The sequence below is a fragment of the Croceibacterium atlanticum genome, from assembly GCF_001008165.2.
Classification (GTDB): Bacteria; Pseudomonadota; Alphaproteobacteria; order Sphingomonadales; family Sphingomonadaceae; genus Croceibacterium_C; species Croceibacterium_C atlanticum.
This window is the reverse complement of sequence record NZ_CP011452.2, coordinates 2,503,111-2,518,003: the sequence shown is the minus strand read 5'-3', so window position 1 is coordinate 2,518,003 and position 14,893 is coordinate 2,503,111. Positions and strand designations below refer to the sequence as shown.

At 63.0% G+C, this 14,893-nt stretch carries 16 protein-coding genes; 4 read left to right on the top strand and 12 right to left on the bottom strand.

Going from position 1 to position 14,893, the window contains the following annotated elements; translation table 11 throughout:
* Positions 1-72: 72 nt before the first annotated feature.
* The 12 genes from pheT to WYH_RS11875 all read right to left on the bottom strand — a co-directional run bounded on the left by pheT (position 73) and on the right by WYH_RS11875 (position 11,749).
* Entirely contained in the window at positions 73-2,466 is a 2,394-nt protein-coding gene (gene pheT / locus WYH_RS11930; RefSeq protein ID WP_046904004.1) for a phenylalanine--tRNA ligase subunit beta, read from the bottom strand.
* A complete protein-coding gene (gene pheS, locus WYH_RS11925) occupies positions 2,463-3,563 on the bottom strand; it encodes a phenylalanine--tRNA ligase subunit alpha (RefSeq protein ID WP_046904003.1) in 1,101 nt (366 codons plus the stop codon). The genes pheT and pheS overlap by 4 nt, the downstream gene beginning before the upstream one ends.
* An 81-nt stretch (positions 3,564-3,644) precedes the next feature.
* Positions 3,645-4,556, bottom strand: coding sequence for an AraC family transcriptional regulator (locus tag WYH_RS11920; RefSeq protein ID WP_053833561.1), 912 nt, complete (start codon positions 4,554-4,556; stop codon positions 3,645-3,647).
* 315 nt (positions 4,557-4,871) lie between these two features.
* On the bottom strand, positions 4,872-5,231 hold the full coding sequence (gene rplT, locus WYH_RS11915; RefSeq protein ID WP_046904002.1) for a 50S ribosomal protein L20: 360 nt from the start codon (positions 5,229-5,231) through the stop codon (positions 4,872-4,874).
* A 29-nt stretch (positions 5,232-5,260) separates the two neighbouring features.
* On the bottom strand, positions 5,261-5,464 hold the full coding sequence (gene rpmI / locus WYH_RS11910) for a 50S ribosomal protein L35 (RefSeq protein WP_046905134.1): 204 nt from the start codon (positions 5,462-5,464) through the stop codon (positions 5,261-5,263).
* 122 nt (positions 5,465-5,586) lie between these two features.
* Positions 5,587-6,015: a gamma-glutamylcyclotransferase family protein gene (locus tag WYH_RS11905; RefSeq protein ID WP_046904001.1), complete on the bottom strand. Its 429-nt coding sequence runs from the start codon at positions 6,013-6,015 to the stop codon at positions 5,587-5,589.
* Positions 6,016-6,033: 18 nt separating this feature from the next.
* A complete protein-coding gene (gene hisN / locus WYH_RS11900; RefSeq protein ID WP_046904000.1) occupies positions 6,034-6,822 on the bottom strand; it encodes a histidinol-phosphatase in 789 nt (262 codons plus the stop codon).
* Entirely contained in the window at positions 6,819-7,256 is a 438-nt protein-coding gene (locus WYH_RS11895; RefSeq protein ID WP_169780768.1) for a cupin domain-containing protein, read from the bottom strand. The genes hisN and WYH_RS11895 overlap by 4 nt, the downstream gene beginning before the upstream one ends.
* A 19-nt stretch (positions 7,257-7,275) precedes the next feature.
* Entirely contained in the window at positions 7,276-8,211 is a 936-nt protein-coding gene (locus WYH_RS11890; RefSeq protein ID WP_046903999.1) for a ribose-phosphate pyrophosphokinase, read from the bottom strand.
* A 126-nt stretch (positions 8,212-8,337) separates the two neighbouring features.
* Positions 8,338-9,324, bottom strand: coding sequence for a class II fructose-bisphosphatase (glpX, locus tag WYH_RS11885; RefSeq protein ID WP_046905132.1), 987 nt, complete (start codon positions 9,322-9,324; stop codon positions 8,338-8,340).
* A gap of 181 nt (positions 9,325-9,505) precedes the next feature.
* Positions 9,506-10,813, bottom strand: a complete 1,308-nt coding sequence (locus WYH_RS11880) for a homoserine dehydrogenase (protein WP_046905131.1) — start codon at positions 10,811-10,813, stop codon at positions 9,506-9,508.
* A gap of 78 nt (positions 10,814-10,891) precedes the next feature.
* On the bottom strand, positions 10,892-11,749 hold the full coding sequence (locus WYH_RS11875) for a hypothetical protein (protein ID WP_082347965.1): 858 nt from the start codon (positions 11,747-11,749) through the stop codon (positions 10,892-10,894).
* Positions 11,750-12,101: 352 nt separating this feature from the next.
* Here WYH_RS11875 and WYH_RS11870 point away from each other — a divergent pair, with 352 nt between their 5' ends.
* The 4 genes from WYH_RS11870 to WYH_RS11855 all read left to right on the top strand — a co-directional run bounded on the left by WYH_RS11870 (position 12,102) and on the right by WYH_RS11855 (position 14,665).
* Positions 12,102-12,749 (top strand): TonB family protein, encoded by a 648-nt coding sequence (locus WYH_RS11870; protein ID WP_235979256.1) that lies wholly within the window; start codon positions 12,102-12,104, stop codon positions 12,747-12,749.
* A gap of 41 nt (positions 12,750-12,790) precedes the next feature.
* Positions 12,791-13,576, top strand: a complete 786-nt coding sequence (locus tag WYH_RS11865; protein WP_046903997.1) for a MotA/TolQ/ExbB proton channel family protein — start codon at positions 12,791-12,793, stop codon at positions 13,574-13,576.
* An 82-nt stretch (positions 13,577-13,658) separates the two neighbouring features.
* On the top strand, positions 13,659-14,198 hold the full coding sequence (locus WYH_RS11860; protein WP_179945412.1) for an ExbD/TolR family protein: 540 nt from the start codon (positions 13,659-13,661) through the stop codon (positions 14,196-14,198).
* Between the two features lie 35 nt (positions 14,199-14,233).
* Entirely contained in the window at positions 14,234-14,665 is a 432-nt protein-coding gene (locus tag WYH_RS11855) for an ExbD/TolR family protein (protein ID WP_046903996.1), read from the top strand.
* Positions 14,666-14,893 lie beyond the last annotated feature (228 nt).

The window sequence follows — 14,893 nt, the reverse complement described above, 5'->3', positions numbered from 1 at the left end:
CCATTCGGAACAGCGGACCGCAGGCTGCCGAATGCGCCGCCAATTCGCCACAAGCGATGGCGGCGCTTCGGCTCACCCGCGCAATTCCGCGCCCTGCCTGGCCGCTGCGGCAATCACCTTGTCGGCAATCGCCTTGATCTGCTCGTCCGTATAACTGGCCTCGCCCGGTTGCAGCGTGACCTCGATCGCCAGCGATTTCTTGCCTTCCGGCACGCCCTGCCCGCGGAAATTGTCGAAGATGCGGGCATCGACAATATTCGCCTTGTCCGCGCCCTTCACCGCGCGCAGCAGGTCGCCGGCCGGAAGATCGGCATCGACCAGAAAGGCGAAATCGCGCAGCACGGATTGCAGTGCGGGCGGGCTGTAAGGCGCCCGCGCGAAGCTGGGCGCGCCCTTCTTTGCAGGAATCGCGTCGAGGAAGATTTCCACCGCAACCACGGGCCCTTCCACGTCGAATTCTTCCAGCGTCCTGGGGTGCAGCGCCCCGAACCGGGCGAGCACGTTCTTCGGCCCCAATCGCAATGTCGCGGACTGGCCCGGATGGAATTGCGGACCGGCCTCCCCCATCACCTGCAACTTGTCCACCGGGGCACCGGCGGCAGCCAGCAGCGCTTCCGCTTCGGCCTTGGCATCATAGGCATCGAACGGGATCGCCCTGCCGCTGGCCCAGCCACGCGGGGTTTTCTCCCCCGCCAGGACCACGCCGAGAATGGCGCGCTCGTCGCTCATACCGTTATCGGCGCGCAGATAGGACCGGCCAATCTCGAACAGGCGCAGCCCAGCCGCGCCGCGATCCAGATTGCGCTTCGCCGCGGAGATCAGGCCCGGCAACAGCGAAGGCCGCATGACCTTCATGTCCTCGCTGATCGGATTGTCGAGCACCCACAGGCCGCCATCGCCGGGGCTGAAATGATCGGCCTGGGCAGGCGGGAGGAAGGACCAGGTCACCGCCTCGTTCAGCCCGCGCGCGGCCGCCGCGCGGCGCAGGCGCCGTTCCAGCACCTGCTGCGGCGTGGCCGTGGGCCGGGCAACGCCATCGGCACGCGGCAGGGCCACGCTTTCCACCTTGTCGATGCCATGGATGCGAACCACTTCCTCGACCAGGTCGGGCGCGCCTTCCACATCGTGGCGGCGCAGCGGCACGGTGACTTGCCAATCGTCCGACACTTCGAAATCGAGCGATTCCAGGATCCGCTTCTGCTCCACTTCGGGAATGGCAACACCGCCCAGCCTTTCAGCCAGGGAAGGATCGTAGGTGACCGCTTTCCGTTCGCTCGGCGGATTGCCCGCACGCACCACTTCGGATGCTTCACCACCGCAGATTTCCAGCACCAGCTGGGTCAGCAAATGCAGTCCGTCATCGAGGAAGGCGGGATCGACACCGCGTTCAAAACGCGTGCGCGCGTCGGATGCCAGGCCCAGCCTGCGCCCGGTCACGCCGATCCGGTCCGGATCGAAATAGGCGATTTCCAGCAGAACATCGGTCGTGTTTTCGGTCACGCCCGAATCCTCGCCACCCATGATGCCGGCAATATCGTGTACGCCCTTGTCGTCCGCGATCACCGTCATCGAATTGTCGAGCGTGTAAGTCTTTTCGTTCAGGGCCAGAACCTGTTCGCCATCCGTCGCGCGGCGGGCCACCACGGCGCCGGAAAGCTTGGCCAGATCATAGGCATGGGCCGGACGGCCAAAGCCGAGCATGACAAAATTGGTGATGTCGACCAGCGCGGAGATCGGCCGCTGCCCCGCTTCACGCAAAGTCGCCTGCATCCAGTCCGGCGAGGCGCCGTTCTTCACCCCGCGAATGACCCGCCCATAAAATGCCGGGCAGCCTTCGGGATCGTCCGTGCGGATTTCCACGGGACAGGGGAAGCTGGAAGGCGCATCGCGCAGGGGGAGCGGCTTCAGAGTGCCGAGGCCAGCTGCCGCCAGATCGCGCGCAATGCCATAAACACCCATGCAATCCGGGCGGTTGGGCGTGATCGCCACGTCGAACACGGGGCTGGCGGATCGGTATTCGGTAAAGCTGGTGCCAATGGGCGCATCGTCCGGCAGTTCAATGATGCCATCGTGATCGTCGCCCAGTTCCAGTTCGCGCACGCTGCACATCATGCCGTTGGATTCGACACCGCGGATCGCGCTCTTGCGCAGCACCATGCCATTGGCCGGCACCACTGCGCCGGGCAGGCCGAGAACGCCCTTCATCCCCGCGCGGGCATTGGGAGCGCCGCAGACTACCTGCAGCGGTGCCCCTTCGCCGGTGTCGACGGAAAGAACCTGCAGCCGGTCCGCATCGGGATGCGGGGCGGCGGTCAACACGTGGGCCACGCGGAATCCGGTCAGCCTTTCGGCCGGATCTTCCAGATCCTCCACCTCGATGCCGATCGCGTTGAGCTTGGCGGACACTTCCTCCGCCGTCGCATCGGTTTCAAGATATTGCTTGAGCCAGGTCAGGGAGAATTTCATGCGCGTGCTCCCACCCCGCCGGAAAGGGTCGGCTGGTCAAACGGGCTGAAACCGTAATGCTGCAGCCAGCGAACATCGCCGTCAAAGAAGGCGCGCAAATCGTCCATCCCGTATTTCAGCATGGCCAGACGGTCGACACCGAGGCCGAATGCGAAGCCCTGCCATTCGTCCGGATCGAGGCCGGAAAATTCGATCACCCGGCGATTGACCATGCCGCTGCCCAGCAGTTCCATCCAGCCATGGCCGGGTTCGTCACCCGATCCGCCAAGCACGCGCTTGCCGTTTTCGATCGCGAAGCCGACATCCACTTCCACTGACGGTTCAGTGAACGGGAAATAGCTTGGCCGCAGCCGCAGCACGATATCCTCTCGCTCGAAGAAAGCCTTGAGGAAGGTTTCCAGCGTCCATTTCAGATGGCCCAGATGGATGTCCCGGTCGATCACCAGACCTTCAATCTGGTGGAACATCGGCGTGTGGGTGGCATCGCTGTCGCTGCGATAGACGCGCCCGGGGGCAATAATCCGCACCGGCGCGCCCTTTTCGGTCATGGTCCGGATCTGGACCGGCGATGTGTGCGTCCGCAGCAACATGCGCCCGCCCCTGGGCGCCTGATCCGGGAAATAGAACGTATCATGCATCGCGCGGGCCGGATGGCTTTCCGGCATGTTGAGCGCGGTGAAATTGTACCAGTCATCCTCGATCTCCGGCCCGGTGGCGACGGAGAACCCAAGATCGGCGAAGATTTCCGCCAGTTCATCCATCACCTGGCTGACGGGATGAACGGTGCCGCGCGGCATGTCCGGCGCAGGCAGGGACAGGTCCAGCGTTTCCTGCGCCAGCCGCTGTTCCAGCTCCGCCTCTTCCATCGCGGCCTTGCGGGCGGCAAGGGCATCCGCCACGTCCTGGCGCAATGCCTGGATCTTCGGCGCCTTCTCCTGCCGTTCTTCCGGGCTCATCTTGCCCAGCGTCTTCAGCAGGCCGGAAATACTGCCTTGCTTGCCGAGAAACTCCACCCGCAAGGCTTCGAGGGCGGCAAGATCCTGCGCTGCGTCGATACGGGCGCAGGCACCGGCTTTCATCTGTTCGAGTTCAGTCATCTCAGCAAGGTCAATTGTCAGCACTGGGCCGGCCTGTAGCTGGCCCTTCCCCGGTCCCCAACCCCCAAATTGCGCGGCGGGTCAGAGGCCGTGCCGAAGCCCGTCCGGCCGATAACGCAATATTGTGGGCAAATCCGTGCGCGGCGCCGCGCCCTGATCGGCCATGCGCTGGCTCATGATGCGTTCGATGATCGGATGTGGCGAATCCGCATATTCGCTGGGTGTCATGCCCATGAAAGACCGGAAATCCCGGACGAATTGCGACTGATCGTGATATTGATCGTCGATTGCCTCGCTCCAGCTGTGATGCCCGTTGAGCATGAACTGGGCCAGGCTGCGGATGAAGCGCTGGCGGCGCAGCATCAGCTTGGGCGGAAAGCCGAAATAGCGAGCGCATAGGCGTTCCAGCGATCGGGAACTGATGCCGAGCCGTTCCCCCAGCTCACTAACCGTGCGCAGGCCGGGATCGCGCATCAGATCATGGCAGGCCCGCACCCGCCGGACGTGGCGGGCGGGGCGACCCACATGATGCATGAGATAGGCGTTGATCCGTTCCGCCACTTCGTCCTGCGGCGCATTGACGCCCCGCACGATGTCCAGGATCGGGGTGAAGATCGAAAAAGCCGCTTCGCCGGAGCCGTCGACCGTCCGATCGGCAAAATCCCGCGCGCTGCCATCCACGAATTTGGCCCAGCCGGCGGGCAGCACGCCCAGGCCCCAGGTTCGCGAGGTGAGCAGGCGGAAATGTATCGGCTGGCTGGTAGGGCCGCTGACCACGAAGGGCCATTGCGTCTTGAGGGGCGCGGAACCCACGGCCCCGATGGGCGGCACGCCTTCGCTGAAACGCATGGCCGCCCATTCCGGATGCAGGCAGTCCTGCACATATTCCCCTTCGGGGCAGGTAATGTCGAACAGATACAGGGCCGTGAAATACGGCTGGAGCTCTTCCGAGAGCGTATAGAACTGAATATTGATGCTGAAGTCTTCAGCCATGTCCTATGCGACCGACCCGCTCATCGGAATCCCACGCCATTTATGCGCGCCGAATACCTAACCCCCGGATGTTGCCGCGGTTGGCAACGCGTAAACCCTTTGAATGAGATAAATCAGCTCATGTCCATGAAAAATTGCTCCGATATGGACATTACCCTGCCAGCAATTCGCGCGTCGGGCACGCTTTCAGAATTGCCCCTTCATTCCCGGAATGAGACAATTCCGCGCTTTTCCAAGCACTTCCCGCGCACAGAAAAGGGGCGCGGACAGCCTAGCCATCCGCGCCCCTTTGCTAGGCGTCCTTCCGAGGTCGAATCAGGCCGGAAGGGCCGCCTTCGCCTGCTTGACGATGGCGCCGAAAGCAGCGCCCTCGTTCATCGCCAGGTCGGCCATCACCTTCCGGTCCAGTTCGATACCGGCGAGCTTCACGCCGTGCATGAACTGCGAATAGGTCAGGCCTTCAGCGCGAACTGCCGCGTTAATACGCTGAATCCACAGCGCACGGAAGTTCCGCTTCTTAACCTTGCGGTCGCGATAGGCATACTGGCCGGCCTTTTCGACGGCCTGGCGGGCGATGCGAATCGTGTTCTTGCGACGGCCGCGATAGCCCTTCGCCTGATCGAGAATCCGCTTGTGCTTCTGGCGCGTGGTAACGCCGCGCTTGATACGGGGCATGGTCTAGTTCTCCTGTCCTTGAACCGGGCTCAGCCGAGGCCGTAGGGGGCCCATTTCTTGATCGTCTTCGCATCAGCGTCAGAGATCACTTCGGTACCGCGGTTCTGGCGGATATACTTGGCGTTGTGGCTGATCAGCCGGTGGCGCTTGCCTGCCACGCCATGCTTGACCTTGCCGTTGGCGGTGATCTTGAAGCGCTTCTTCACACCGCTCTTGGTCTTCATCTTGGGCATTTTCGTCTCCTTGTCAGGGACACGTCCAACCAGCCCTGGCAGCCCTTGTGGCCAGACCGGAAGATAAATCACGTGTCGGTGAAGGCCGCGCGGTTAAGCTCAAATCGCGAAAAAGGCAAGCCCTAACGCCCGGTAATCGGACCACGCCCCGTTTCACGCAACCAGCGGCCGAAATCGCCGTGGGGGATAGGTTCGGCATCCTTCGGCACATCACGCGCATAGCAGTAGGCATAAGCCATGGTGGAGAAGCCATTGGGCAGCATCACGGGAATTTCACGCCTGTTATATTCGGCATCGGGGCCGTCATGCGCGTCTTCGAATTCATCCATCGCCTGCCATTCCACACGGCCCGCTTCGTGCACGATGCCGTGGATTTCCCCGCCTTCGGGATCGTGCAGCATGATCGGATACCAACCATCGCCTTCCCCGCGCACGGCATAAAGAGTGCCCCGCGCAGTGGCGGGAATGCCTTCTTCCAGCGCGGCGACGAGTTCCGCGGCGCGGCCCTGCGCCAGTTCGCGGATCAGCACTCCATAAACAAACAGGCGCATCTTTCCTCCAGCCGCGAATCAGTGGTGGTGGTGGCCGCCCATGGCTTCCAGCACATCCTCCAGCCGCGCCGAATCGCCCAGCGCGAGCACATGTCCGCCCGATCCGCCATGCAGCGGATCGCCGTTCCAGTCGCACATCGTGCCACCCGCCCCCTCCACCACGGGGACAAGTGCGGCATAATCATGCAGTTTCAGCCCGGCTTCGCAGACCACGTCCAGAAAACCGGATGCGAGCAGGCCGTAATTGTAGCAGTCCCCGCCCATGATCATCCGCTTGTGATCGGTCTTGGCGGCGAGGGCCATGAACACGTCGCCCTCTTCCTGCGAGAAATATTGCGGGCCGGTGGTCGCCAGGGCGGCGTCGGACAGGTCCCTGCAGGCGCGCGTCTTCACGGGCTTGCCGTTGAAGGTGGTGGGCGCGCCCGCCACTCCGAGCCAGCGTTCACCAAGAATCGGCTGGTCGATCATGCCGAGCACCGGGAACCCATCGACCAGAAGGGCGATGAGTGTACCGAATATCGGCCGTCCGGAGAGGAATGCGGTGGTGCCATCGATCGGATCGAGCACCCATTGCCGGCCGGACCGGCCCTCGCTCACGCCGAATTCCTCCCCATGGATGCCATCCTGCGGGAATTCGGCCGTCAGGATCCGGCGCATCGCCTCTTCCGCCGCGCGATCGGCAATGGTGACAGGCGTGGAATCGCCCTTCCGCTCCGCCTCCACCGCGGATCGGAAATGCGGCCGGATCGCTTCACCTGCCGCGTCGGCAAGGCGGTGGGCCAAGGCCGTTTCAGCCGTCAGATTCACTCTGTTTCCTTCGTTTCAGCAGGCACGCTCTCCGGATCGCCCGCATCATGGACCCGCAGCACGATCGCGCGGACGCCCTGGCTGCCGGCGCGCGGCGTGTGGACCGCACGCGCCGGTATGATGAAGCTCTGCCCCGGCAGGACGACACGCTGCGGTTCCCCCTCTATTTCGACCAGCGCGCTGCCGGCCAGAACATAGAGATATTCCTCCCATGGGTGCCAATGGGCCTGCCCGGCCGCATCAGGGCCAAGAGCCAGATCGGCCGCAATCAGTTCATGCCCCGGCGCGGCCGAAAGTGCTTCGTGGAATATCTGGTTGGAACCCATCGGGGGCGTGAACACCCCCGCAGCCGCCGGCCGCGCGGAATTGTCCGTTGCGCAGGCCGCCGATGCAGAAATGAGGATCGCTGCCGCCAATAGCCTCATGCGACGCATGGCCAATCCTCCATTCACCTCAGTCAAACAGGCTCGACACACTGCTTTCATCGGCGATGCGGCGCACGGCTTCGCCAATCAGCGGCGCGACCGTCAGCACCCTGATCCGCTGCGAATCCATCGTCGCATCGGTCGGCAGGATCGTGTCAGTAATGACCAGCTCCGTCAGGGCCGAATTATCGACTCGTGCCACGGCGCCGCCGGAAAGCACGCCATGCGTGATATAGGCCGCCACGCTGCGCGCACCGGCATCCATCAAAGCCTGCGCCGCATTGCAAAGCGTGCCACCCGAATCGACGATATCGTCGATCAGAACACATGCGCGGCCCTTCACATCGCCGATGATGTTCATCACTTCCGATTCGCCCGGGCGTTCACGCCTCTTGTCGACAATGGCCAGCGGTGCGTTGTCGAGTCGCTTGGCCAGGGCGCGGGCGCGAACCACGCCGCCCACATCCGGCGACACGACCATCAGATCCTTGTCCCCGTAACGGGCGAGGATATCCGCCGCCATGACCGGCGCGGCATAGAGATTGTCAGTCGGAATATCGAAGAAGCCCTGGATCTGCCCGGCATGGAGATCCACCGAAAGGACGCGATTGGCCCCGGCTTCGGTGATCAGATTGGCCACCAGCTTGGCGGAAATCGGGGTGCGCGGGCCGGGCTTCCGGTCCTGCCTGGCATAGCCGAAATAAGGGATGACGGCGGTGATGCGGCGGGCAGAGGCCCGGCGCAGCGCATCGATCCCGATCAGCAATTCCATCAGATTGTCATTCGCGGGGAAGCTGGTCGACTGGACCAGGAACACGTCTTCCCCGCGGACATTCTCATGAATTTCGATGAAAATCTCTTCATCCGCGAATCGCCGGACGCTGGCATCGGTCAGCGGGATTTCGAGATAGCCGGCAATGGCGCGAGCGAGTGGCAGGTTAGAATTGCCGGCCATGAGTTTCATTGCAGCAGAGCCCTTTTCTGCGCGGAGACACGAATGGCCCGGCTCTAACCGAGCGTCACACGATTGCAACCTGCATCCCGGGCCCGCCGGGGAGAATCCGCCTGAACAGGTTCCCCCGAGGCGAGATTACCTGACGCGATGTTCCCCGCGAACCCAGCGAACGGTGCCGGTGCTGGCCCGCATCACCACGCTTTCCGTGGTCATCTTGTTACCGCGCTTGCGCTTCACGCCTTCCAGCAGCGAACCATCCGTCACGCCGGTGGCGGCGAAGATGCAGTCTCCCTTGGCCAGGTCTTCCAGAAGATAGATCCGGTCCAGGTCCTCCACACCCCATTTGCGGGCGCGGGCGCGTTCATCCTCGTTACGGAACAGCAACCGGCCGTTGAACTGGCCACCGGCGCAGCGCAATGCCGCCGCAGCCAGCACGCCTTCCGGCGCGCCGCCCGTGCCCATATACATGTCGATCGTCGTATCCTCGTCGGTGGTGGCGATAACGCCGGCCACATCGCCATCGGGGATCAGGTGCACGCCGCACCCGATCGAGCGCAGTTCCGCAATCAGTTCCGCATGGCGTGGGCGGTCCAGCACACAGACATTGATCTCGGCGGGCGCGACACCCTTTTCGCTGGCCACAGCTTCCACATTTTCGCGAATCGATTTGTCGAGGCTGATCACGCCCTGGCAATAGCCGGGGCCGACCGCGATCTTTTCCATATAGACATCGGGCGCGTTGAGCAGGCAGCCTTCTTCCGCCGCAGCCAGCACGGCCAGCGCGTTGGGGCCGGCCTTGGCGGTGATGGTGGTGCCTTCCAGCGGATCCAGCGCAATGTCGATCTTCGGCCCCTTGTCCGGCGCGCCGCCGACCTTTTCGCCGATATACAGCATCGGCGCTTCGTCGCGCTCACCCTCGCCGATGACCACGGTGCCATCGATATAGAGAGTATCGAACGCCTTGCGCATCGCTTCCACGGCGGCGGCATCGGCCGCCTTCTCGTCACCTCGGCCGATCAGCGAAGAGGCCGCGATCGCCGCAGCTTCGGTCACGCGGACCATCTCCATGACAAGCACGCGATCGAGGACATGGCTGGTCGGAGTAATCTTCTGAGTCGGCATGGAAGCTCCCGTGGAGTGATCGTGCGGCAGGATAAGCCGGAAATGTGACATTGCCGAGCAAGGCCCATTACGCAAGCGCAGCCCCGCACCGGTCCCGTAACCGGACGCAAATCAGGGACGACACGTTATTGCGGGGTAAGCCGTTGGAGCTGCAGCCCATGCCCACCCCGCGATAATCGGATCAGCCGAGCAGGCGCATGACCAGCGGCGCGTCCGTCAGGCTGGGCGATCCCTCCAGAAGTTCGAGCGCCTTGGTCACGCCGCTTTCCGGTCCTCCATGAGTGACCATGACGACAAAGACCTCTCCCCCTTCTTCGGGGCGGCCCTGCTGGATCAGGCTTTCGATGGAAACCTTGGCATCGCGCATGGCCGCCGTGATTTCCGCCAGCACGCCGGGCCGGTCCGCCACGGTGAAGCGCAGATAGGTGCGGTTACGGCGATGGCCAGTTTCGGCCGGCTCAAGCGACTGCAACAATCCGACAGGAATGGAGAAAGGCGCGCTCCGGTCGCCGCGCGCGATATCGATCAGGTCCGCCACCACGGCGCTGGCGGTGGGGCCATCCCCTGCCCCGGCGCCTTCGAACAGCAGCCTGCCCGAATAATTGCCTTCGCAAACCACGGCATTGGTCGGCCCGTCCACAGTGGCCAGCGGGTGATCGCGCGAAACGAGATAGGGCTGGACGCGCTGGAACAGGCGACGGGTCCCGTCCTCCAGCGTTTCGCAATCGGCCAGGCCGATCAGGCGGATGACATAGCCCAGCGCTTCTGCCTGGGCGATATCGGCGGCAAGAACACGGCTGATGCCCGCCACTTCGACCGCGTTGAAATCGATCCGCGCCCCGAATGCGATCGAGGCGAGAATGGCCAGCTTGTGCGCGGCATCGATGCCTTCAATGTCGAAAGTCGGGTCGGCTTCGGCATAGCCAAGCTCCTGCGCTTCCTTCAGCACTTCGCCAAAATCGCGGCCCGAATCCTCCATCTGGGAGAGGATGTAATTACAGGTGCCGTTGAGAATGCCGTAGATTCGCTCGATCCGGTTGGCGGCCGCACCTTCGCGCATCCCCTTCACCACCGGGATCCCGCCTGCAACTGCGGCTTCGTATTTGAGCGGCACCTGCGCACCTTCGGCCAGTTCCGCGAGTTCCATGCCGTGATGCGCGATCATGGCCTTGTTCGCGGTGACGAGGCCCTTGCCGCCCTTCAGCGCGTTGCGCGCAAGGGCAAGGGCCGGACCGTCGGACCCGCCGACCAGTTCCACCACCACATCTACGTCATCGCGCCCGGCCAGCGCGGTCATGTCGTCTTCCCACTCGAAGCGTGAAAGGTCGACCCCGCGATCCTTGCTGCGATCGCGCGCGCAGACCGCCACGATTTCAATCGGGCGGCCGGCGCGCTGGGCAATCAGCGCACCATTGCTCTCGATCAGCCGGATAACCCCGGCCCCCACGGTTCCAAGCCCGGCCAGGGCAATGCGAAGCGGTTCGGCCATCTGTTCCCTCATCTGCTGAGCGCGCGGCGTTAAGGCCCTGACGCGCCATTGGCTAGGGGGCAGTGGCACGAAAGAGGATCATTCCACGATCCGGATACAAGGCCCGAGCTGGTCGAGAATGAAGGCATAATCCTCCCGCGCGCGGGCAATCGATTCGCGATCATTCTGCAGGAAGGCACCTTCGGGCAGTTCACGCGGCAGCGAACAGGCCAGACGATACCACTCAATCGTTTCCGGCTCCGGCGCGCTGGCAGCCTGGTCCACGATCTCGCTCCACGACACGCCCCATTGCGGCGGCTGGCCCGGACGGCGGATCACGCTGAGCGAAACCGGCGCGCCGCTGGACGTATCCACAAACATCTGGGTTTCCGATTCACCGGCAAGGTTGCCCGGCACGGATATGACATCGCGCACCCCTTCCACCATTGGCGGGCGATCCGGCTGGGCCAGTTGCGCGATCACGCCGCGCAGCCGCGCCTCCAGATCGGGACTCGCCGGAAGCTGCGGGCCCACCAGTTGCAGCGCCCCGGGCCGTCCGCTGACCGGCGCGGCGAACAGAATGAAGCGCTGCTTTTTGAGCTTTGGCGCCTTTTCTTTTGAATCGAGGGGCACATCGACAAGATAGGCCACCGATTCGCCGATCGGGGTCCGTCCGGCCAGCAAAGCCGTTGTTTTTGCCTCCAAATAAAGCCGGGCGTGGCCTGGCTCCAAACCCGGCGCGCGGGCGTTCTCGACCTGCGCCTGGTCCACCACTTCCACCAGCGCCACCATGGGCGCCCGCTCCGCCAGGCCGACCAGATCGGCATAGCTGGCAACCATTGTCGGGGTCGTTTCCGAAACGCTTGAATCCTGCGCAAAAACGGCAGCCCCAGGAATGAGTATTGCAGCCGTGAAACAGGCCTTCAGCAGGCGCATATTGCGGGCACTTGGCAGCATGGATTCTTCCTTAGATACGGGCCGCACGGCCGGTCACAAGCCGGCTGCGGGCCCTGTTGGAACGCGAAAGATGTGAATTGCGGGTTAACCGACAAAGCGTTTGCCCAACCCTTTCATCGCCGTTAAGACCTTCGCCAATTGGGACCCAAAAGCCAAACAACAACTCGGTTCCCGCAACTCAGCCCTCAGGTTTCGCAGCCCGTCTCAAAACGTCGCCGCATTGCCTATAGGGTGGACAAAACTTCGCGGCTGCTGCCAGATGCGAATTCTGACAGTGGTCGTTCGTGCCGGGCATCCGTCCGGCGGATTGGTAACGGAGTAAAGGGACTGGATGGCTTACGCTGACCAACAAATGAGCGGCAGTCGCGTTGTAGCGATTGTCATCGTCGGCCTGATCCACCTTGCTATTGGTTACGCGCTCGTCACCGGCTTGGCCTATGAGGCCTATAAAAAGGCGGTGGAACGTGTGACCACGGTGGATATCGAGGAACCGCCGCCCCCGGAGGAAGAACCGCCGCCCCCGCCGCCTGAGCCCGAAACGGCTCCGCCGCCGCCGGTTGCGCCGCCTCCGCCTATCGCCGTAAACCCGGCGCCACCCCCCATTGTGACGCAAACGCGCATTCCGCCGCCCGCGCCGCCAGCACGTATCGTGCCGCCGGCCGCGCCGCCTGCGCCGCCGCCTCCTCCGCCGCCGCCTTCCAAGGCACGCGGTGCGACGCCGGACAATCAGGGCCGCTGGGCCGCACGCATCCAGGAGAATTACCCCTCCCGTGCGATCCGCAGCGAAACTGAAGGCAGGGTTGGCGTCCGCGTCACGATTGACGAACGCGGTCGTGTCTCGAGCTGCTCCGTCTCTTCTTCGAGCGGTTCCAGCATCCTGGACGACGCTGCGTGCGAGGGCATGGAACGCTATGCCCGTTTCAACCCGGCTCTCGACGATGCAGGCAACCCCACCACGGGCAGCTTCGCGACGACAATCGTGTATCAGCTCAGCCGATAACTTTTGATAATACAGGCTTTTCCTAGAAGAGGATAACCCGCATGCTTATTGACATCCTGGCTGCCGCCGCCGGCGAAGCCACTCCGCAGAACAAATTCGGCTTCTTGGAAGCCATGGAACAGGGCGGTATGATCGCCTGGACGATTTTCGGCGTCCTCGTGATCATGTCTGTCGGTTCGTTCTATATCCTGATCACCAAGCTGTTCGAACAGAACAAGATCTTCAGCCAGTTCAAGTCGATCCGTTCGGGCGCTTTCTGGCGCGCGTCTTCCCTGAAGGAAGGCTCCGCCAAGCTGGAAAAGAACAGTGCATGGCGCCAGCTGGTCGATGACGCTCTGGCCGCTGAAGAACAGCACACGAAGATGACTGACAGCCTGGAAGCCCATGACTGGCTGCACGGTTCGCTCGCGCGTTCGGAAGCTTCCATCAACTCCAAGCTGGCTGGCGGCCTGCCGTTCCTGGCAACCGTGGGCGCGACCGCACCGTTCGTCGGTCTGCTCGGTACGGTTATCGGTATCTACCGCGCTCTCATCAATATCGGCCTCGCCGGTTCGGCCTCGATCGACAAGGTCGCAGGTCCGGTTGGTGAAGCCCTGATCATGACCGCCATCGGTCTGCTCGTGGCCGTTCCCGCCGTTCTGGCTTACAACTGGCTTCAGGGCCGCAACAAGAAGATCGCGGAACTGCTGAGCGGTTTCTCGACCGACATCCTGGCCAACATCGCCTCGCGCGGTTCGGTGAAGCCTGCGGTTACTGCTGCTCCGGCCAAGCCTGCTCCGAAGCCGGCACCGGCTGCGGCCAAGCCGGCCACTGCCACCAAGGCCTGAGGCAGTTCGCAAGGACGAGGGGCGGGACCTGGCATGCGGGCCACCCGCCCCTCCGACCAAGCTCTGAGATAGGAAAAGACACATGGCAATTTCTGCAGGCGGAGGCGGCGCCGAAAAGCCGATGTCAGACATCAACACCACGCCCCTCGTGGACGTGATGCTGGTGCTGCTGATCATCTTCCTTATCGCAGTCCCCGTCGCCATCCAGACGATCGAAAAGCTGGAAATCCCGATCTTCGAATCCGTCGAATCGAAGGACAAGGTGGAGAACCTGCTGATCACGGTGTCGACCACCGACTTGCAAGGCCGCACCGCTGGCACGCAGCAGTCCGACTTTTCCGGCGCGACCCGGGACGGCGAATGCCGGATCTACTTCAACAACACGACCCTGGTCGATTCGGGCGAGCTCTATGACCGGGCTTTCGAACGGCTGGACGGTATCGTGCAGCGCGCAGGTGGTCCGGAAGCGATCATGGCGGATCCGGATCTCATTCCGCAGGTTCATATCCGCGGTGACGTGAACGCCCCGTGGCGTTGCGTGGCAGGTGTGATCTTCAATGTGCAGGCGGCTGGCTATCCGACCGTCGGCTTCATTTCCAACCCGGTCGATCCGAACGCTTGATCGGGCACTGGCGAGACTTTCAGGAGTAATTCCCCATGGCAATGTCAGGCGGCAAGGACGATGGCGAGCCGATGATGGAGATGAACACGACGCCGCTCATCGACGTCATGCTCGTTCTCCTCATCATGTTCATCATCACCATCCCCGTGGCGACGCACTCGGTCGATATTGACCTGCCGGTCCCGAACCCCAATCCGCCTGAAAACATGGTGGATCCGGTCAAGAACAAGATCGTGCTCACCCCCAATGGCGAGATCTTGTGGAACGGCGAGACGATCGACCAGGGTACGCTGGTGGCCAATCTGCAGACCTCGCTGACCTTCGCGGTCGAACCGGAACTGCAGTTCGAGCCGGAAGCGAATGCTAGCTACGACCTCTCGGCCAAGGTGCTCAACATCATCAAGGCCTCCGGCGTGACGAAATTCGGCTTCGTCGGAAACGAGAAATACCGGGTCTTCGGCAAGTAAGCCGGTCACGGAAACAAACATGAAAAGGGGCGGGTCTTCCCGCCCCTTTTTCTTTGCCCGCGGCGCAGGCAGAACATCGCCCTTTTCGCAATGGGAACACGGAACGCGCCTCGCTGGCGTTCCTTTCAGCTGAAGGGTGAGCAGGGCGGTCCCATGCCCTTTGTCCGGCAACACCCGCCCCGCCATGATCCACCGTCTGAGCGTGCGCAGGAGAGCTGGGCCTGATCC

Coding starts and splice junctions, on each gene's coding strand:
- pheT (WP_046904004.1), bottom strand. CDS start 2,466: ATGAAATTCTCCCTGACCTGGCTCAAGCAATATCTTGAAACCGATGCG.
- pheS (WP_046904003.1), bottom strand. CDS start 3,563: ATGACTGAACTCGAACAGATGAAAGCCGGTGCCTGCGCCCGTATCGAC.
- WYH_RS11920 (WP_053833561.1), bottom strand. CDS start 4,556: ATGGCTGAAGACTTCAGCATCAATATTCAGTTCTATACGCTCTCGGAA.
- rplT (WP_046904002.1), bottom strand. CDS start 5,231: ATGCCCCGTATCAAGCGCGGCGTTACCACGCGCCAGAAGCACAAGCGG.
- rpmI (WP_046905134.1), bottom strand. CDS start 5,464: ATGCCCAAGATGAAGACCAAGAGCGGTGTGAAGAAGCGCTTCAAGATC.
- WYH_RS11905 (WP_046904001.1), bottom strand. CDS start 6,015: ATGCGCCTGTTTGTTTATGGAGTGCTGATCCGCGAACTGGCGCAGGGC.
- WYH_RS11895 (WP_169780768.1), bottom strand. CDS start 7,256: ATGCGTCGCATGAGGCTATTGGCGGCAGCGATCCTCATTTCTGCATCG.
- WYH_RS11890 (WP_046903999.1), bottom strand. CDS start 8,211: ATGAAACTCATGGCCGGCAATTCTAACCTGCCACTCGCTCGCGCCATT.
- glpX (WP_046905132.1), bottom strand. CDS start 9,324: ATGCCGACTCAGAAGATTACTCCGACCAGCCATGTCCTCGATCGCGTG.
- WYH_RS11880 (WP_046905131.1), bottom strand. CDS start 10,813: ATGGCCGAACCGCTTCGCATTGCCCTGGCCGGGCTTGGAACCGTGGGG.
- WYH_RS11875 (WP_082347965.1), bottom strand. CDS start 11,749: ATGCTGCCAAGTGCCCGCAATATGCGCCTGCTGAAGGCCTGTTTCACG.
- WYH_RS11870 (WP_235979256.1), top strand. CDS start 12,102: ATGAGCGGCAGTCGCGTTGTAGCGATTGTCATCGTCGGCCTGATCCAC.
- WYH_RS11865 (WP_046903997.1), top strand. CDS start 12,791: ATGCTTATTGACATCCTGGCTGCCGCCGCCGGCGAAGCCACTCCGCAG.
- WYH_RS11860 (WP_179945412.1), top strand. CDS start 13,659: ATGGCAATTTCTGCAGGCGGAGGCGGCGCCGAAAAGCCGATGTCAGAC.
- WYH_RS11855 (WP_046903996.1), top strand. CDS start 14,234: ATGGCAATGTCAGGCGGCAAGGACGATGGCGAGCCGATGATGGAGATG.